Here is a 17,856-nt window from a genome sequence, read left to right as displayed (position 1 = left end):
GATGTCTCCTGAAGTTGCGGACGGAATGCCGCTTTGGAAAAGTCCGTCGTTTAACGTCCGGGCCCGTGGCCCTGTTCCATGTTAGGCAATGCGATAGTAAAAATCCTGCGCAATCATCATGTCATTCATAAAACAGGCAGATGCGTCGGCCGTCGATTTCGTTGACGCGGATTGGCATGTCGTAGATGTCCTTGAGGATATCCGGCCGGATGATCTCTTCCGAAGGCCCCTGATGGCAGATACGGCCCTCACGCATGGCGATGATGGTGTCGGAATACCAGGAGGCGAAGTTGATGTCGTGCAGCACCAGAACCACGGTTTTCTTCAATTCGTCGGCGGCCTTGCGCATGATCTTCATCATGCCGGAGGCGTGTTTCATGTCGAGATTGTTGAGCGGCTCGTCGAGAAGCACGTAATCCGTATCCTGACACAGCACCATGGCCACGAAGGCGCGCTGGCGCTGGCCGCCGGAAAGCTCGTCCAGAAAACGGCCGGCAAGGTTTTCGAGATGGAGATAGTCCAGCGCCCGGTCGATATGGACCTTGTCCTCGATGTTGGGGCGGCCCTTGGAATAGGGGTAACGGCCGAAACCGACGAGATCGCGCACTGTCAGGCGTGAGGAGATGTGGTTGTCTTGCCTGAGGATCGAGAGCCGCTTTGCCAGCGTGTCCGAAGGGGTTTTGGTCACATCCAGCCCGTCCACCGTCACGGTTCCCGCATCCATGGACATCAGCCGCGCCACGATGGAGAGCAGCGTGGATTTTCCTGCGCCATTAGGCCCGATGATGGAGGTGACGCCGCCTGCCGGAATAGAGACGGTGACGCCATCGACAACAACCGTGTCACCATAGGATTTGCTGATCTGACTGGCGATGATCATCGCGCACCCCGCTTGAGAATGAAACCGATAAAGACGATGCCGCCCAGAAATTCGATGATGATGGACAGTGCCGTATCGAAGGCGAAGATCCGCTCCAGAACCACCTGACCGCCGACGAGGCAGATGATGGCGATGAGGATCGCCGCCGGCAGCACATAGGCATGTTTTCCGTTGCCGGTGAGATAATGGGCAAGGGCTGCGACCAGCAGGCCGAAGAACATGACCGGGCCAACGAGTGCGGTGGAGACGGCGACGAGCACCGAGACCAGCACGAGGATAATGGTGACCGTGCGCTTATATTCGACGCCGAGGCTGATGGCCGTCGCGCGGCCGAGCGAGAGGACGTCGAGCGTGTGCATCAGCCTGAGCCCGATGATGGTCACCACGCCGATGATGATGGCAGAGACGGCAAGAAGCGTCGGATCGATGGAATTGAAGCTGGCGAACAGCACATCCTGCAGCACCGTATATTCATTGGGGTCCAGCACGCGCTGCATGAAGCCGGAAAGGCTGCGGAAGAAGACGCCGAAGACGATGCCGACCAGCACCAGAAGATGCAGGCTGCGTTCGGCGCCGATGAAAAGCCAGCGGTAGAGCAGGGCGGAGAAGCCGACGAGCAGCGCGGTCTCAGCAAGGAACTTCAGCTGCGGATCGATCATGACAACGGTTGCGGAGCCGAAGACGAAAATCAGCCCGGTCTGCATCAGCACGTAGAGCGAATCGAAACCCATGACCGAAGGGGTGAGGATGCGGTTGTTGGTGACTGTCTGGAACAGCACGGTGGAAACGGCGATGGCATAGGCCACCAGCAGAAGCGACAGAAGCTTGATGCCGCGAAACGGCAGCACGAAGCTCCAGCTTCCCTTTGCGCCGAGTGTCATGAAGGCGGCCATGGAGATGAGCGCCAGCGCCAGAAGCGCCAGCAGCACGATTTTGGCGCGCCGGTCGGGATGTCTCTCATGCATGGTGGCGCTTCCGCAGCAGGAGATAGAGGAACAGCGCGCTGCCGATGACGCCGACCACGGTTCCGATCGGTATTTCGTAAGGCGCGCGCACGGTTCTGCCGATGATGTCGCAGGAGAGGACAAAGACCGCGCCAAGCGTCGCCACCCAGGGGACCGAGCGGCGCATATTGTCGCCGATCATCAGGCTGACGACATTCGGCACGATCAGCCCGAGAAAGGGGATCATGCCGACGGTCACGACGACGACGGCGCTGACCAGCGAGACGATGGTGAGGCCGAGCGCCATGACCCGGCGATAGTTGAGGCCGAGATTGGTGGTGAAATCGCGTCCCATGCCGGCCACGGTGAAACGGTCGGCGGCAAGATAGGCGGCGATGGCGAAAACGAAACCGATCCACAGCAATTCATAGCGGCCGCGCAGCACGCCTGAAAAATCCCCCGTCATCCACGCGCCGAGCGATTGTAAGAGATCGAAACGATAGGCGAAGAAGGTGGTGATGGCGGAAATGACGCCGCCCAGCATGATACCGATCAACGGCACCAGAAGCACGTCGCGCAGCGGCACCTGCCTCAGGATACGCAGGAAGAGCGCCGTTCCGGCGAGCGCGAAAGCGGCGGCCACCAGCATCTTGCCGAAGATGGGCGTTTCCGGCGCAAGGAGCGTGACGGTGAGCAGGCCGAGGCCGGCGGATTCGGTGGTGCCTGCCGTCGAAGGTTCCACGAAGCGGTTGCGCACCAGCATCTGCATGATGAGACCGGCAATCGCCATCGAGCTTCCCGCCAGTATGAGCGCCAAAGTGCGCGGAATGCGGCTGACGAGCAGCACGCGCAGCGCATCCGCACTCGTATCCGGTGAAAACAGCGTGCCGAGCGAAACGTTGCTCACGCCCACGAACAGGCTGACGATGGCGAGCGTCAAAGCCAGAAGAAGGGCAAGGATGAGAGACAGGGATTTCACGTTGGTGGTTTTTCGAAAATGGCAGAGATTTTCAGCGATCTTGCAGCTTGCCGAGAGAACGCCAAACTTTCCATTGTCATCCTCGGGCTTGACCCGAGGATCCACAGCCTGTTGCTAGCGATAGATCGTCGGGTCAAGCCCGAGGATGACGTCGCGCGTGGAGCAGCCTGCGAGAGCGCGTGTAAGCAGCTTTTCACAAGCTGACGCCCTGCAGCCTTTACGACTTCTTCTCGGAGACGGCCTTGTAGACCTGATCGAGCAGGGTGGTGAGCGCCGTATAGCCGCTGCTGACGATATAGGCCGCCTGCGGGTCGAGATAGACGATCTGCTTCTTCTTCCAGGCGTTGGTCTGGTGGATCAGTTCGTTGTCCAGCACCTGTGCGGCGGCCTTGCCGGGGTCCGTCGCGCGGCCGACGCCGGCGTCACGGTCGATCACGAAAAGCCATTCGGGATTGACCTCGGCCAGATATTCGAAGGAGACGACATCGCCGCGGTCGAAGCGGTCGTCGATGTCAGCTGCGACCGGCTTGAAGCCGATTTCGGTGTGCAGCCAGCCCGTGCGCGAGCTTGGGCCATAAACGCCGACCTTGCCGGCATTGGTAAGCAGGATCATCGCCGTGCCGGAATTCGGCGCGATGGCCTTCAGTTTCTCAACCTTTTCATCGATGACGGCGTCGAGCTTCTTTGCCTCTTCCTGCTTGCCGAAAATATCGCCGAGCTTGGTGATGTTGCCTTTGACGCTGCCGATGAATTCCTTGGAATCGATCGACATGTCGATGGCAGGCGTGATCTTCGCAACGTCAGGGTATTTCGCGCGCGAACGGCCGCCGACGATGACAAGATCGGCCTCGGCCGCATTAATCGCTTCGTAATCGGGTTCGAACAGCGTGCCGACCTTCAGATATTTGCCATCGGCATATTTCTGCAGATAGGTGGGCAGGTTGGAGCTGACCACACCTGTGGGCTCAACGCCCAGCGCATCGAGATTGTCGAGCGAGGGAATATCCAGAACCAGAACCTTTTTCGGCGCGGCTTTCAGCACGGTCTCGCCCTGGGCGTGCTTGATCGTCATTTCTTCGGCACTTGCCGTCATCGCGCCGAGGCTGAAGGCCGCTGCTGCCAGTAGCCGAACGGGGAAGGTGAAGTTGATGGCCACGGATATGTCCCTTGCAATATGGTTCTGAGCCTGCGGAAGCGTTCCCGCCGGGTTAACTTGATGTTCGCTATCAGCTTTATTGGCAAGGTATGCGGAAATCAAAATTATGTTTTAGAACGGTTCTGAATTGCCGTGAGCGGGAAAGGGGGAGCCGCGCGTAGCAAGACTCGTTGTGATCGCCGGACGTAGGACGCAGCCTAGCCACGACATCCGTCATGCCGGACTTGATCCGGCATCCAGCCGACGCGCGTCTGCGCGGCGATGAGGGTTCTTTCAGCCCAAGGACTTGGGCTGGCTGGATGCCGGATCAAGTCCGGCATGACGGGGTCTCAATAGCAGCAACAGGTAAGCAGGTTCCCCTCACTCCGGTGGCCAGTCGCCGACGATTTCGCGTCTCTCCAGTTTCAGGGAGCGGTCGGGCTGGACGCGATAGGTCTCAATCGCAAGCCGCCCGTCGCCCATGACGAATTCATTGCTGAGCGTGCTGCCGATGGGTGACTTGGTCAGTTTGGTGCGGGGTTGGCCGCCATAGGTGATGCTGCCGGGAATGGGCTCCACATCCGGAGCAGCGGTGGCGCAGCCGGCAAGGGCCAGAACCATCATGATCGCGATCTTGCGCATGTTTTTCTCCTGCGTTTGGGGCGGAATCATATCATGGCCGCGCCTGCGCCACACATCCCGTTGGCGTGAATAAAAAAGGCCCCGCATCCGAAGATACGGGGCCAGTTGCCTTGGGAGGTTCCTGGTTTCTCAGTCCTCGTTGGCGGCAAGCTGCGTCAGCACCTCGCCACGGCCGCGGATACGCATGATGAGCGGAATGATGAAGGCGGCTGCCGCGACAGCGAACAGGCCGACGGCGATCGGTGAGGTGAACAGCACCGTCGGATCACCCTGGCCGATGGCCAGTGCGCGGCGAAGCTGCTGTTCAGCAAGCGGGCCGAGGATCAGGCCGACGACCGCAGGCGCAATCGGATAACCGAAGATGCGCATGACATAGCCGAGGATACCGAAGGCGAGCAGCATGCCGAGTTCGAATACCGACGGGTTGGCGCCAATGGTGCCGAGCGTCGCAAACAGCAGAATACCCGCATAAAGCCAGGGCTTCGGAATGGTCAGCAGCTTCACCCACAGGCCGACGAGCGGCAGGTTCAGAACCAGCAGCATGAGGTTGGCGATGAACAGGCTGGCGATCAGACCCCAGACGAGCTGCGGATTGGTGGCGAACAGCAGCGGGCCGGGCTGCAGGCCGAACTGCTGGAAACCGGCGAGCATGATGGCGGCCGTTGCCGTCGTCGGCAGGCCGAGCGTCAGGAGCGGCACGAGCGTACCGGCGGCGGACGCATTGTTGGCCGCTTCCGGACCGGCAACGCCTTCAATGGCGCCATGGCCGAATTCTTCCGGATATTTGGTCAGCTTCTTTTCAGTGGCATAGGACAGGAAGGTGCCGATTTCAGCGCCGCCCGCCGGCATGGCGCCGATGGGGAAGCCGATCAGGGTGCCGCGCAGCCAGGCTTTCCAGGAACGCGCCCAGTCCTGCGCACTCATCCAGACCGAACCCTTGACGGCTTCGACCTTGTCGTCGCCAGTCTGGCCCTGCGCGACAATGAAGAGCGTTTCGCCGATGGCGAACATGGCGACCGCAAGCGTCGTCACTTCGACGCCGTCAAGCAGGTCGGGAATACCGAAGCTCATGCGGGTCTGGCCCGTCAGCTGGTCGATGCCGACGATGGCGAGCGCAAAGCCGATGAACAGCGAGGTGAGGCCGCGCAGCGCCGAATCCCCGAAGGCGGAGGAAACCGTGACGAAGGCGAGCACCATCAGCGCGAAATATTCGCGCGGGCCGAAAACAAGCGCCAGCTTGACGATAAAGGGTGCAACGAAGGCCAGCGCGATGGTGGCGATGAGGCCGGCGACGAAGGAGCCGATGGCGGCGGTGGCCAGCGCCGGGCCGCCTCTGCCCTTGCGGGCCATCTTGTTGCCCTCAAGCGCGGTGACGATCGAGGCGCTTTCGCCCGGCGTATTGAGCAGGATCGAGGTGGTCGAGCCGCCATACATGCCGCCATAATAGATGCCGGCGAACATGATGAGCGAACCGGCGGGATCGAGCCGGTAGGTGACGGGCAGAAGCAGCGCCACGGTCAGCGCAGGGCCGATGCCGGGCAGAACGCCGACGGCGGTGCCGAGCGTGACGCCGATCAGCGCATAGAGCAGGTTCATGGGTTGGGCGGCAACCTCAAGACCGTGCAGCAGGAATTCAAAGGTACTCATGGACAGATGTCCCCCTGTCGGGCGGAACGGCTGGCTTTTGCGTCATCGCGCGCCAATTGTTCCTGTGATCTCGAATTTTGGTCGGAATGGCTGTTAGAAGAGCAGCCGTTCCAGAGGCCCGGCGGGCAGTGAAAGCTGCAGCAGCCGCGCGAAAATGAACCAGATGAAGAAGCTCAGGGCGATGCCGATGGGGATCGAATACCAGAGCTTGCGTTTGCCGAAGGCGCGCGCCGTAAAGGCGAAGAGCAGGCCGGTGGCGATGGAGAAACCGGCAATGTTCAGCAGCAGCATCTGTGCGGCAAGGCCGGCGACGACCCAGATAACCGGGGCGATTTCCTGTTTGTCGCGTTCGGGAAAATCACCGCGCCAGGCCTCGATGGCTGTCCACAGCGCCAGGCCGATAAGACAGAAGCCGATAGCATAAGGCACCGTCGCCGGGCCGACCGGCGAATAACCGGTGACGCTGGCGAGGCGCGCGCTGTCCCAGAAGATCACCGAGGCGATGATGACGAGGAAGATGGCGATCGCCAGCGCCGCCCAGTCAGGGCGGCGCTTTTGATGCTGCGAAGGGTTGGAACCCTGGCTCATTTTACCAGTCCGATGTCTTTGAGGATGGCGGCGGTGGCGTCGGTATCCTTGGCGAGCTGCGCCTTGAATTCGTCACCGGCGAGATAGGTGTCCATCCAGCTCTTGGTCTTCAGGGTTTCCTGCCACTTGGCTGACTTCACCAGCTTTTCGATGTCGGCATTGACGGCCTTTTCCTGCTCCGGCGTCAGGCCGGGAGGAGCGGCGACCATGCGCCAGTTCTGGACGACGACATCAAGGCCGCTTTCCTTCAGCGTCGGTGCATCAACGCCTTCCAGCTTCTCTTCGCTGGAAACGGCCAGCAGGCGCAGCGTGCCCGCCTTGACCTGGCTTTCGAATTCGCCGTAGCTCGAAATACCGGCAGTCACCTGCGAGCCGAGGATCGAGGCAAGCGCTTCGCCGCCGCCGGAGTAAGCGATGTAGTTGATCTTGGTCGGATCGACGCCGGCCGCCTTGGCGATCAGGCCAACAGCGATATGGTCGGTGCCGCCGGCGGAGCCGCCGCCCCAGGAAACGCTGCCCGGGTCCTTCTTGAGCTGGTCGACGAGGTCGCCGATGGTCTTCAGTGGCGAGGATGCCGGAACGACGATGGCTTCATATTCGCCGGTCAGTCGGGCGATCGGCGTTACTTCCTTGAGGGTGACGGGCGCGTTGTTGGTGAGGATGGCGCCGACCATCACGTAACCGCCGACGATGAGGGCGTTCGGGTTGCCCTTCTGCTGGCTGGCGAACTGCGCAAGACCGATGGTGCCGCCGGCGCCCGGTACGTTCTGTACCTGAACGCTCTTGGAAATGCCTTCTTCCTGCAGCACGCTCTGCAGGGAACGCGCGGTCTGGTCCCAGCCGCCGCCGGGATTGGCCGGCGCGATGATGGTGTAATCCGCTGCAACCGCCGGAAGAGCGATCACGCCCGCCAGAAATGTGCCGATAAGAAAATGCTTCACTTGGAAAACCCTCCTCAGGATGCCCTTTTGGGCGTCGTTTTTCGTTTATGCGGGGGGCTTTAGGGCGCATCTATCCGGCGCTGCAATCACAGCGCGGGGCCTTGGCGATCGTCCCAGATTTCCTCCCGCATCTTCTTCCGCCTCCACGGAATGAAGAAGGATTACAGAGCATCATAAAAAGCTGTCATCTAACTGACGCTACGCAAGTCCTTGCGCATTTACTCTCTATTAATTTGTGTCGGGCGTCTACTGTGGCGTGTGGGATGGCCTTGTTTTGCGCCTTTGAAGCTTGGTCCACACCCCTCATTCCTGTGCTTGTCACAGGAATCGAGCCGACGCGTGTCTACGCGGCGAGAAGAGTCCTTTCAGCCCAAGGACTTGGGCTGACTAGATTCCTGTGACGAGCACAGGAATGAGGGGGAACCTACTGCGAACGCAACGCCTCGTTCCAGCGCTCGATCAGGCGGCTGCGTTTGACCTGATCCAGATAGACCATCAGGCCGGGGCTGACCGGGACCGGGCGCAGTTGCGCGCCGTGGATGGCCTGCATGGTGTTGGCAGTGTTTTCGCCCGCCACTTCCGGGCTGACGGCAGGGATCTGCAACTGCCGGGCCATGATCGTCTGGCCCTCCTTCGACATGAAGAATTCCAGATAACGGCGGCCGAGCGCCGGGTTGGCGGCGGCTTCCGGCACCAGACCGATGCGCGACATGACGACGGTATAGTCTTTCGGCAGCACGATGCCGACATCGGGGTGGCGCGAGGCCCAGTCCGCCGCATAGGAGCCGAGAATATTGTAGCCCAGCACGAAACGGCCATCGGAAACACGTTCCAGAATGGCCGAGGAGGTGGAATAGACCTTCACGCCCGCCGCGCCCATGGCCTTGATGACGCTCCATATATCGCCGAACTGTTCCTGATCCCGCGACATGAACAGGAAGCCGACGCCGGAGCGCTCGATGTCGTATGTGGCGATGCGGCCATGTACTTCCTTGGCGTGGCGTTCCAGATAATCAACGAATTCCGCGCGGGTGGCGGGCGGTTTTTCGGCGGTGAAGCTCGGCTTGTGATAAACGAAGACTGCGGGTTCGAAGGTCAGCGCATAGGCAGTATTGCGCCAGTTGGCCCAGGCGGGCCAGCGGGCGCTCATGGCGAGGTCAGAACGCTGGGCATAACCGTCATTGCTCAGTTTTACCTGCAGATCCATGGCGGAGGAAAAGGCGAAATCGGCGGTCTTTTTGCCGGCATCGGTTTCCTTCACGATGCGGTCATAGATTTCACCGGTCAGCATATCCTCGTAATGGACGGCGATATCGGGATTGGCCTTCTGGAAACCCTCGATCATCGGCGTTGCCAAAGGTTCATCCAGAGAGGAATAAACCACCAGCGTTTGCGCATCCGCCTTGCCTGAGGGGGCCGGAAAAACGGCAACCTGGGCAAGCGCGGGCGAGGCCATGCAAAGACAGAGACAGAGGAGAAGGCAGATACGCATGGAAAAGATCATGCAGCAGGCGCTGGCCATTCACAAGCGGTAAGGGTCTGGTTAAACTCGGCAATGCTGTGGGAGGGAAGATTTGCGTATTTTGCTGGTCGAGGACAATCAGGTGCTGTCGGAGGGGCTGTCGGCGCTTCTGCGCGGCAGTGGTTATGCGGTGGATGTGGTTTCCGATGGTGCGTCCGCCGATGCGGCGATTGCGGCTGAAAGCTTCGATCTGGTCATTCTCGATCTCAACCTGCCGGAAATGGACGGTATCGAGGTGCTGCGCTCCATGCGCTCGCGCCAGGACAAGGCGGCGGTGCTGATCCTGACGGCGCGCGGCACGCCGGAGGAAAAGGTCAAGGGGCTCGATCTCGGCGCTGACGACTACATGATCAAGCCCTTCGACATCACCGAATTCGAGGCGAGGGTACGGGTGCTGCTGCGCCGTAATGCCGGTCTGCGCTCCTCGGCGCTGAGTTTTGGCAAGGTGCTTTTCGATCTGAATTCCCGCACCTTTTCGGCGGACGGGCGTCCGCTCGATATTCCGGCGCGCGAGGTGGCGCTGCTCGAAGTGCTGTTCATGCGGGCCGGCAAGGTCGTTGCCAAGGAAGCCATCGTGCAGTCGCTGACCGGCTTCGACGACGATATTTCCGCCAATGCCATCGAGCAATATGTCAGCCGCCTGCGCAAGCGGCTCGCGCCCCACGGGTTGACGGTGAAGACGGCGCGCGGCATCGGTTATTATCTGGAAAAGCTGCCGGAGATGGCTGAATGATACAGGCCGCCTATTCGCTCAGGCGGCGTCTTTTAGGCTGGCTTCTCATCTCCACCGCCATCATCGGCTGCGTTGCGCTGACCGACACATGGCGCGAGGCGGTCAATACCGCCAATGTCGTTTCAGACCGGGTACTATCAGGTTCCGCACTTGCCATCGCCGAGCGGGTGGTGGTGGCAGAAGACGGCTCGCTGGAAGTCGATATTCCCTATGTCGCACTGGAAATGCTGACATCGGCCGCACAGGACCGGGTGTTTTACCGTGTCGACGGGCCGAACGGGCAATTCCTCACCGGTTACCAGAACCTGCCGACGGTGGAGAACCCGGCGGGTGATACCCCCGCCTATCGCGATGCCGTGTTCCGCGATGAACCGATCCGCATCGCCGCCATCCGCCGTTTCGCTTCCACCGGCATCAATTCCGTACCTTTTTCCGTAACGGTCGCCGAAACCACCATTGCTCGCAGCCAGCTGGCGCAGGCGATCATCCTGCGCTCTGCGCTGCGCCTGCTGTTGATGATCGTCGGGGCGGCGATCATCGTCTGGATCGCGGTGACGATTTCGCTGCGCCCGCTTTACCGGCTCAGCGAAGCCATTGCCGAGCGCAGCCCGAACGACCTGCACCCCATCCGCCAATCCGTGCCGGTGGAGGTGGAAAACCTGGTGGAAACGGTCAATTCCTTCATGGTGCGGCTGCAATCGGCGCTCGATGCGCTCCGCCATTTCACCGGCAATGCCAGCCACCAGCTGCGCACGCCGCTTGCCATCATCAGCACCCAGCTTGCGCTTTCAGCCCGTGCGGGAAGTTTAGAGGAAGCGCAGGCGGCGGCGCTGAAGGGCGGGGCGTCCGTGGCCCATGCCGAACATATCCTCGCCCAGCTGCTGCGCATGGCCAATATCGATGCCGCCGGCTCCAGCGAAAAGCATGATTTTTCCGCGATCGATCTCGTGGCCGTTGCGCAGAATGTGACGGCCGATTTCGTGCCGCGTGCGGCGGAGGCCGGCATCGATCTCGGTTTCGAAGGCGAGGGCGAGGCGAACATTCTCGCCGAACCGCTCCTCATCGGCGAGCTGATCGGCAATCTCGTTTCCAATGCGATCAATTACGCCGGGCGCGGGGCGGAAGTCACCGTGCGTGTCGGCAGGGAGACGGGCACCGTCTGGCTGGAAGTGGAGGATAACGGCCCCGGCATCCCTCCGGAAAAACGCGCCATGGTGCGCCAGCGCTTCGCCCGCGGCGAAGCCAACGCCGCCCCCGGCGCCGGCCTCGGCCTTGCCATCATCGAAGAGATCGCCGGGCTGTTCGGCGGGCGGCTGACACTGGAGGATGGCGTGGAGGGGCGTGGGCTCAAGGCGCGGGTGGTGTTTGGTGGGAGGGGGGACGCTTAACGATAGTGTGCCCAGACCGCCGGTGCTTACCCCATCCGCTCGGAAGCATAACTTCCCGGGCTTGGCGGGAAGACGACGGTGCGGTTGCCGTTGATGAAGGTGCGGTGGTGGATATGGGCGTGGATGGCGCGGGCCAGCACCTGGCTTTCCACATCGCGACCGAGCGAGACATAATCGTCGGCCGATTGAGCGTGGGTGATGCGCACCGTGTCCTGCTCGATGATCGGGCCTTCGTCGAGATCGGCGGTGACGTAATGGGCCGTCGCGCCAATCAGCTTCACACCGCGCTCATAGGCCTGCTTGTAAGGGTTGGCGCCCTTGAAGGAGGGGAGGAAGGAGTGGTGGATGTTGATGATCTGGCCCGACATCTTGCGGCACAAGTCGTCGGAGAGCACCTGCATGTAACGGGCGAGCACCACCAGTTCGGTGCCGCTCGTCTCGATCAGGTCCATCAGCTGCGCTTCGGCCCTGGGCTTGTTCTCCTTCGTCACCTTGATGTGGTGGAAGGGAATGTCGTGATTGACCACCACTTTCTGATATTCGAAATGGTTGGAGACGACGCCGACGATATCGATGGGCAGCGCGCCGATCTTCCAGCGGTAGAGCAGGTCGTTGAGGCAATGGCCGAAGCGCGACACCATCAACATTGTCTTCATGCGCTGGCCGTCGCCGTAAATGCGGGCCTCCATGCCGAATTTTTCGGCTACCGGCTGAAAGCCCTCGGTGATTGCCTGCAGCGTGGCGCCTTCCTCGGAAATAAAGGAGACGCGCATGAAGAACTTGCCGGTCTCGAGGTCGTCGAACTGCGAACTGTCGATGATATTGCAGCCCTTTTCCGCCAGATAACCGGAAATCGCGGCGACGATGCCGCGGGTCGATTTGCAGGCTACTGTCAGAACATAGGATGTCATCGTTTTCCCTCAAAGACTTTGCACCGGATGAGCCGGCGTAATTGGCGCGTTCCATAGCGCAGCTCTGCGGCGGAGCAAAGCGCCAAGAAGAATGCAGCCAAAGTCATAGGACGGGAAATGGGTGCGCGCCGTGCCGGAAGCGACATGGAATGTTCCACTGCCAGCACGGGGGTGTGCGGTGTTGCGGCGAGCCGCGGCCGCCTCAGGCGCGGCGCAGCCGCATGACCGCACGGCCGCGGCCGTCGATCAGTTCCAGCGTGCCCCGTCGCGGCTCCAGCCGGAAGGAACGGGCGCCTTCCAGTGCTTCGATGAATTGCCGTTCCTGGCGCATGATATCGGGTGCGCAGGCCATCTGTGTGGAAATCATCCGGCCGAAATTGACGCGGTTGCGGCTGATCTTCACTTCACCGCCGATGCCATTGCAGCCGGCATTGCCGGAAACGCGGCCTTCGCGGGAAATTTCCAGCGTCGCCTCACGGCGGCCGCGAACCCGTTCGCCGCGAATGTCCTGCACCAGCCAGCGTCCGTCGATACCGGCTTCCGGCTCCGGCCTGCCCGGGCCTGCCCCAACGCGCTCAAGCACGAGGTCGGTATCGTCGCGACCGCCGGTCAGCACCGAATAACGGCGGGTGGTGGTGAAAAGCAGCCGGTCGCGGTCGCGGATTTCGGCGCTCAGCGCATAGGAGCGGCGGGCGCGGATATCGCGGTCGTCATAACGCAGCACGAAGGGCACGGGCACCTGCCCGCGCGGACGGATGGTCGTTTCGGCGATCGTCTGCGAAGGCGCATCCGCGAGCGACACATCGATAAGGCGCACGGTGACGGTCACGCCCGGGGGCAGGGCGATCCGCTCGCGATAGGATACGCTGCCGCGCAGGCTTGCCGGTGCGGCAGCCGCGCCGCCCGCCGCAAAAAGCGGTGCAAGCGCGACAAGCCCGGCGAAACTGCGGCGCGAAAGAAGTGGCTGGCGGTCGTTCATGATGCTTGCTCCGTGCGGTTTCTGTTAGAATTTCAACGGATGATAGAAAAAGGCACTGAACGGGCGATGAACCGGTGGAAATTTCCTTACGAGTCAGGCGGAGATATCCCGGGTGGATGATGACGGGTGTGATCGCGAGAGCCGATGCCAGTGCATCCCCACCACCCTCATTCCTGTGCTTGTCACAGGAATCCAGCCGACGCACGTCTGTGCGGCGGAAAGGGTCTTCTCAGCCCAATGACTTGGGCTGGCTAGATTCCTGTGACAAGCACAGGAATGAGGAGGGAGGGAAACCGCCGGCGGAAGCAATATCCCGGCAGCGGCGGTCCCCATTCACTCAGCCGCGCAAACCGTCGCGCAGCGCTTCGAACTTTGCCAGCTGTTCGGCCCGCAGTTCCTTGTTTTCGTCACGGCGGACGAAAATCTTGAACATGGCGCCGCCCGCGGCATTCATGAACCAGACGGAACAGGAGCGCCGGCCGTGGAAACCGCGATCGACGAAAGTGATGCCGGCGCAATTGTCCTTCTTGATGTGACCGCCGATGGGGCTGTCGCCATGGATGTTGAACCAGCCGTGGCTTTCGCTGCCTTCCGGCAGGTCGCCCGGAACTTCCAGCACGATATCGCCGGTCTGGACGATCATCAGGACTTCGCCCCAGCCGCGCATCTCGTTCCAGATCGCGTCGAAGCGGTCGGCGGGCGCGGAAACGGCCGCACCCTCGGGCAGGATCGCCAGAATCTCGGCAGGCGTCACCTCGGCCTTGGCGGCGATGGCTTCCACGATACCATCAGGCTTTTCGGCGAGTGCTGCGGCGGCGCGGGCCTGCCGGTCGTCGGTCTTTTGGGCTGCAATGCTCATCCGACGGGCCTCAGGCGGCAATCGAGCGGCGTTCGCCGTTCTTGTCTTCATGAATGATGACGTCGAAACCTTCGAAATGCGGGCCTGAGAGATATTCGACCTTGCCGCGGTTTTCGCCGGCCTTGGCGTGGGCGGCGCGGAACTGTTCGGATTTTGTCCAGGCGAGGAAATCGTCCTTGGTGGCCCAGACGGTGTGCGAGGCATAAAGCGTATGGTCGTCCGCCTTCGGGCCCTTCAGCATGTGGAATTCGATATAGCCCGGCAATTCGCTGAGGTGCGATTTACGCTCGCGCCAGATGGATTCGAAGGTTTCTTCGTAACCCGGCACGACGCGAAAACGGTTCATTGCGATAAACATGAAATTCTCCCTTTAAGTTTCCAGTTTCAGTCAGGATATCCAGCCGTGGCCAAGTTGGAAAGAGGCTCACGACAAAGCGAACAAAATTACTCCACTTATCGATTGCGCGTTCTATAAACATGTGCAAATAACTCAAGTTAAATAAGAAGGGCAGGCCCATATCTGCCCGTGCCAGCTTGTGTTTCAGGATAGCGCCATGTTGAACTTTCGCCTTCGTCCGTTCGTTTTCGCCGCCCTCATCGCCGTTGCCGCGCCGGGTGCGCAAGCCTCGGACAAGAGCAATCCGGAAGCGAAACGCATCGTTGCAGTGGGCGGCACGGTGACGGAAATCCTTTATGCGCTGGGCGCTGAAGACCGCATCGTGGCGCGTGACAGCACCAGCAGCTATCCGGCGGGCGCGCTTTCGAAGCCGGATATCGGCTATATGCGGGCGCTGTCGTCGGAGGGCATTCTGTCGCAGAAGCCCGATCTCATCCTGTCTGAAGACGGATCCGGCCCGGCGGATGTCATCGCCATCCTCAAGGCCAGCGCGGTGCCTTTCGTCACCGTCGATACCCCGCCGAGCGGCGATGCTATTGCGAAGAAGATCGAGGATGTCGGTGCGGCGGTCGGTCTTTCCGACAAGGCGAAGGCGCTGGCCGCCGAGACCAAAGCCGGGCTGGACGCGCTGGCCAAGGATGTGTCGGCCGTGCCTGAAAAGAACAGGAAGCGTGTGCTCTTCGTGCTTTCCACTGCCGGCGGCCGTATCATGGCGGCGGGCAAGGACACCGAAGCGGCGGCGATCATCGAGATGGCCGGCGGCATCAATGCCGCGCAGGAAATCAGCGGTTACAAGCCGCTCACGGATGAGGCAGTCATTGCCTCAGCACCGGACGTGGTGTTGACCATGGCGCGTGGCGACCATGCCGCCAAGGCAGCCGAGATTTTTGCGCTTCCCGCCTTCCAGTCCACGCCGGCTGCTGCAAGCAAGGCACTCATCAGCATGGACGGGCTTTATCTCATCGGTTTCGGCCCACGCACCCCGGCCGCCGGTCGTGAACTGGCGAACAAGCTTTACCCGGAGGCGGTGAAGCCGTGAGCCTCGCCGTCTTGAGTTCCACCGAAGGCGCCGCACCGGGTGACAGGTCCCGTCAGGGTGTCATCACCCTCGCGGTGCTTGTCGGCATTCTGCTGTTTGCCTGTGGTGTCTCGCTTGTCAGCGGCCCCACGGGTGTCGGCATTTCCGAACTCTGGGCTTATCTCACTGGCGGTGCTGCGGAACTCGATGCGCGTGACAAAGTCATTCTCGAGGCGGTGCGCCTGCCGCGCACGGCGCTCGGCATGTTGATCGGCGCGGGGCTTGGCGTCTCGGGCGCGATGATGCAGGGGCTGTTCCGCAATCCGCTTGCCGATCCCGGCATTGTCGGTGTCACTTCGGGTGCCGCGCTGTTTGCGGTTGCGGCCATTTCTCTCGGGGAAGGCGCGCTTGCCACTGTCGCCGTGTTTTTCGGACCGCATTTCCTGCCGCTGATGGCGTTTTTCGGCGGGCTTTTGAACACCTGGGTGCTTTATCTCATCGCAACGAAGGACGGGGCGACCTCCACCACCACGCTCATTCTGGCCGGTATCGCGGTGGCGGCAATCAGCGGTGCGCTGACGGGCCTGATGATCTTCGTGGCCGATGACCGGGCGCTGCGCGACATCACCTTCTGGTCGCTCGGTTCGCTCGGCGGGGCCACCCCCGCCAAGGTTCTCGCGACCTTGCCCTTTATCGTCGTCGTGCTCGCCATCATCCCCTTCGTTGCAAGGGGGCTGGATGCGCTGATCCTTGGCGATGCGGCGGCTTTCCACATGGGCATTCCCGTGCAGCGGCTGAAGCGGGTCGTCATTCTGGCCGTTGCCGCCGCCTGCGGCGCGAGCGTGGCGGCTGCCGGCTCCATCGGTTTTGTCGGCATCGTCGTGCCACATCTGCTGCGGCTCGCCATCGGCCCGTCGCACCGTTTCCTGCTGCCGGCCTCGGCACTTGGCGGGGCCGCACTTCTGCTTCTCGCCGATAGTTTTGCCCGCACCGTCGCAGCACCGGCGGAATTGCCCATCGGTGTCGTCACGGCGCTCATCGGCGCGCCGGTCTTCCTGTTCCTGCTGCTTGGCCGGGGCGGATTTTCCATGCGGAACATGCCATGATCCGGGCCGAAAACCTCACCCTCATCCGTTCCGGCCGCCGTCTGCTCGACGAAGTCTGCGTCGATCTGAAGCCAGGCAAGGTCAATGTCATTATCGGCCCGAACGGTGCCGGCAAATCGACGCTGATGAAGGTTCTCTCGGGCGAGATGCACGCCGAGGCCGGGTCGGTGACCTATAATGACATCGCCCTTCCCTTGTTCACACCGGTTCAGCTTGCGCGCATCCGCGCCGTCCTGCCGCAGAATACCCAGCTGGCCTTTCCTTTCACCGCGCTCGAAATCGTGCGCATGGGCGCTGTCGCGCAAGGCGCGCGCGCGCCGGAGGAGCAGGCCCGCCGGGCGCTCACCAAGGCCGGGCTGCGCGGGTTCGAACAGCGTTCCTACAACATGCTGTCGGGCGGCGAGCAGCAGCGTGTGCAATTTGCCCGCGCTCTCGCGCAGGTGCCACATCCGGTGGAAAACGGCGAAGTGCGGGCGCTGTTTCTCGATGAGCCGACGGCCAGTCTCGATATAGGCCACCAGATCGCTGTGCTGGAAACAGCGCGTGACTTTGCCGCCGGTGGCGGTCTGGTGCTTGCCATCCTGCATGACCTCAACCTTGCGGCGGAATTTGCCGATCAACTTATCGTCATGCACGGCGGCCGCGTGACGGCGAGCGGTCCTTCGCTGGAAACGATCAGCGACGAGACGATCGCCAGGGTCTATGGCATTGGCGGCGTCGTCGGACGGCTGCCGGCGCGACATATTCCTTATGTGCTGCCGCAGTCGCGGCACCGCTGAGTGCGGCTGACCTTCAGCTTTCCGGCCGGGTGACGATGAAGAGTGCAGAGCCCAGCATGACGGCGGCAACGATTGCTGCGCGCAGCGCCGGCGGTTCGCTCAGGAACCAGAAGGCGGCGTAACTCGCACACATGGCAGACAGGGCGGCGATCTTCGCCTTGCGGGCAATTGCGCCGCGCTCGCGCCAGCGGCGAAGCGAAGGGCCAAATCTGGGATGGGCCAGAAGCCATGCCTCCAGTTTCGGCGAAGAGCGGGAAAAGCACCAGAGCGCCAGAAGCAGGAACGGGGTGGTGGGCAAAACGGGAAGAAACGCGCCGACAATGCCGGTCGCGACCATAAGCCAGCCAAGACAGAGGTACAGAAGGCGCATGGATATGCCGGTATCATGAGTTCTCTACTCATGATAGG

Annotated in this window: 19 protein-coding genes; 5 read left to right on the top strand and 14 right to left on the bottom strand. The window is 61.7% G+C overall.

The genetic code is table 11. The features are described 5' to 3' along the window. Nucleotides 1-121: 121 nt before the first annotated feature. From JZY08_RS11330 to JZY08_RS11290, 9 genes are all read right to left on the bottom strand, one after another. Nucleotides 122-880, bottom strand: coding sequence for an ABC transporter ATP-binding protein (locus JZY08_RS11330; RefSeq protein WP_137038194.1), 759 nt, complete (start codon nt 878-880; stop codon nt 122-124). Then, on the bottom strand, nt 877-1,845 hold the full coding sequence (locus JZY08_RS11325) for an iron chelate uptake ABC transporter family permease subunit (RefSeq protein ID WP_216330176.1): 969 nt from the start codon (nt 1,843-1,845) through the stop codon (nt 877-879). The genes JZY08_RS11330 and JZY08_RS11325 overlap by 4 nt, the downstream gene beginning before the upstream one ends. Next, nucleotides 1,838-2,803, bottom strand: coding sequence for an ABC transporter permease (locus tag JZY08_RS11320; RefSeq protein WP_216331553.1), 966 nt, complete (start codon nt 2,801-2,803; stop codon nt 1,838-1,840). Before JZY08_RS11320 ends, JZY08_RS11325 begins: the two co-directional genes overlap by 8 nt. A gap of 217 nt (nt 2,804-3,020) precedes the next feature. Continuing rightward, nucleotides 3,021-3,959: a siderophore ABC transporter substrate-binding protein gene (locus tag JZY08_RS11315; protein ID WP_216330175.1), complete on the bottom strand. Its 939-nt coding sequence runs from the start codon at nt 3,957-3,959 to the stop codon at nt 3,021-3,023. Nucleotides 3,960-4,319: 360 nt separating this feature from the next. Further along, nucleotides 4,320-4,580 carry a hypothetical protein gene (locus JZY08_RS11310; protein ID WP_216330174.1) on the bottom strand — a complete coding sequence of 87 codons (261 nt, stop codon included), beginning with the start codon at nt 4,578-4,580 and terminating at the stop codon, nt 4,320-4,322. 129 nt (nt 4,581-4,709) lie between these two features. Next, nucleotides 4,710-6,227 (bottom strand): tripartite tricarboxylate transporter permease, encoded by a 1,518-nt coding sequence (locus JZY08_RS11305; protein WP_003491896.1) that lies wholly within the window; start codon nt 6,225-6,227, stop codon nt 4,710-4,712. A gap of 93 nt (nt 6,228-6,320) precedes the next feature. Continuing rightward, on the bottom strand, nt 6,321-6,815 hold the full coding sequence (locus tag JZY08_RS11300; RefSeq protein WP_003491894.1) for a tripartite tricarboxylate transporter TctB family protein: 495 nt from the start codon (nt 6,813-6,815) through the stop codon (nt 6,321-6,323). After that, nucleotides 6,812-7,756 carry a tripartite tricarboxylate transporter substrate binding protein gene (locus JZY08_RS11295; RefSeq protein WP_035228016.1) on the bottom strand — a complete coding sequence of 315 codons (945 nt, stop codon included), beginning with the start codon at nt 7,754-7,756 and terminating at the stop codon, nt 6,812-6,814. Before JZY08_RS11295 ends, JZY08_RS11300 begins: the two co-directional genes overlap by 4 nt. 424 nt (nt 7,757-8,180) lie before the next feature. Continuing rightward, nucleotides 8,181-9,248 (bottom strand): ABC transporter substrate-binding protein, encoded by a 1,068-nt coding sequence (locus JZY08_RS11290; protein WP_253204014.1) that lies wholly within the window; start codon nt 9,246-9,248, stop codon nt 8,181-8,183. 82 nt (nt 9,249-9,330) lie between these two features. On the opposite strand from JZY08_RS11290, the gene JZY08_RS11285 reads away from it, so the two are divergent. Both JZY08_RS11285 and JZY08_RS11280 read left to right on the top strand, forming a co-directional pair. Beyond that, nucleotides 9,331-10,011, top strand: coding sequence for a response regulator transcription factor (locus JZY08_RS11285; protein ID WP_003491888.1), 681 nt, complete (start codon nt 9,331-9,333; stop codon nt 10,009-10,011). Continuing rightward, on the top strand, nt 10,008-11,399 hold the full coding sequence (locus JZY08_RS11280; RefSeq protein WP_216330172.1) for a sensor histidine kinase: 1,392 nt from the start codon (nt 10,008-10,010) through the stop codon (nt 11,397-11,399). Before JZY08_RS11285 ends, JZY08_RS11280 begins: the two co-directional genes overlap by 4 nt. Before the next feature lie 26 nt (nt 11,400-11,425). Here the strand turns inward: JZY08_RS11280 and purU are convergent, their stop codons facing one another. The 4 genes from purU to JZY08_RS11260 all read right to left on the bottom strand — a co-directional run bounded on the left by purU (nt 11,426) and on the right by JZY08_RS11260 (nt 14,506). After that, nucleotides 11,426-12,310: a formyltetrahydrofolate deformylase gene (gene purU, locus JZY08_RS11275; protein ID WP_003491882.1), complete on the bottom strand. Its 885-nt coding sequence runs from the start codon at nt 12,308-12,310 to the stop codon at nt 11,426-11,428. Between the two features lie 202 nt (nt 12,311-12,512). Further along, on the bottom strand, nt 12,513-13,289 hold the full coding sequence (locus JZY08_RS11270; RefSeq protein ID WP_080836813.1) for a YbaY family lipoprotein: 777 nt from the start codon (nt 13,287-13,289) through the stop codon (nt 12,513-12,515). 337 nt (nt 13,290-13,626) lie between these two features. Beyond that, nucleotides 13,627-14,148, bottom strand: a complete 522-nt coding sequence (gene hutX / locus JZY08_RS11265) for a heme utilization cystosolic carrier protein HutX (protein ID WP_216330171.1) — start codon at nt 14,146-14,148, stop codon at nt 13,627-13,629. A gap of 10 nt (nt 14,149-14,158) precedes the next feature. Beyond that, the gene (locus JZY08_RS11260) at nt 14,159-14,506 is read right to left on the bottom strand and encodes an antibiotic biosynthesis monooxygenase (protein ID WP_003522597.1); all 348 of its coding nucleotides are present in this window, start codon (nt 14,504-14,506) and stop codon (nt 14,159-14,161) included. A gap of 196 nt (nt 14,507-14,702) precedes the next feature. Between JZY08_RS11260 and JZY08_RS11255 the strand changes: the two genes are divergently transcribed. From JZY08_RS11255 to JZY08_RS11245, 3 genes are read left to right on the top strand one after another with little or no spacing between them, the layout of a single operon-like run. Beyond that, nucleotides 14,703-15,584, top strand: a complete 882-nt coding sequence (locus tag JZY08_RS11255) for a hemin ABC transporter substrate-binding protein (RefSeq protein ID WP_216330170.1) — start codon at nt 14,703-14,705, stop codon at nt 15,582-15,584. Then, the gene (locus JZY08_RS11250) at nt 15,581-16,669 is read left to right on the top strand and encodes an iron ABC transporter permease (protein ID WP_216330169.1); all 1,089 of its coding nucleotides are present in this window, start codon (nt 15,581-15,583) and stop codon (nt 16,667-16,669) included. The genes JZY08_RS11255 and JZY08_RS11250 overlap by 4 nt, the downstream gene beginning before the upstream one ends. Beyond that, nucleotides 16,666-17,448, top strand: a complete 783-nt coding sequence (locus JZY08_RS11245; protein WP_216330168.1) for a heme ABC transporter ATP-binding protein — start codon at nt 16,666-16,668, stop codon at nt 17,446-17,448. Before JZY08_RS11250 ends, JZY08_RS11245 begins: the two co-directional genes overlap by 4 nt. 13 nt (nt 17,449-17,461) lie before the next feature. Here JZY08_RS11245 and JZY08_RS11240 read toward each other — a convergent pair whose 3' ends face one another. Next, nucleotides 17,462-17,818 carry a YbaN family protein gene (locus tag JZY08_RS11240; protein ID WP_082182847.1) on the bottom strand — a complete coding sequence of 119 codons (357 nt, stop codon included), beginning with the start codon at nt 17,816-17,818 and terminating at the stop codon, nt 17,462-17,464. Between the last annotated feature and the right edge of the window lie 38 nt (nt 17,819-17,856).

It is taken from the genome of Rhizobium sp. X9 (assembly GCF_018873185.1).
In the GTDB taxonomy this organism is placed as follows: Bacteria; Pseudomonadota; Alphaproteobacteria; order Rhizobiales; family Rhizobiaceae; genus Agrobacterium; species Agrobacterium oryzihabitans.
The sequence above is the reverse complement of the archived record's forward strand: the minus strand, read 5'-3'. Positions and strand labels throughout refer to the sequence as shown.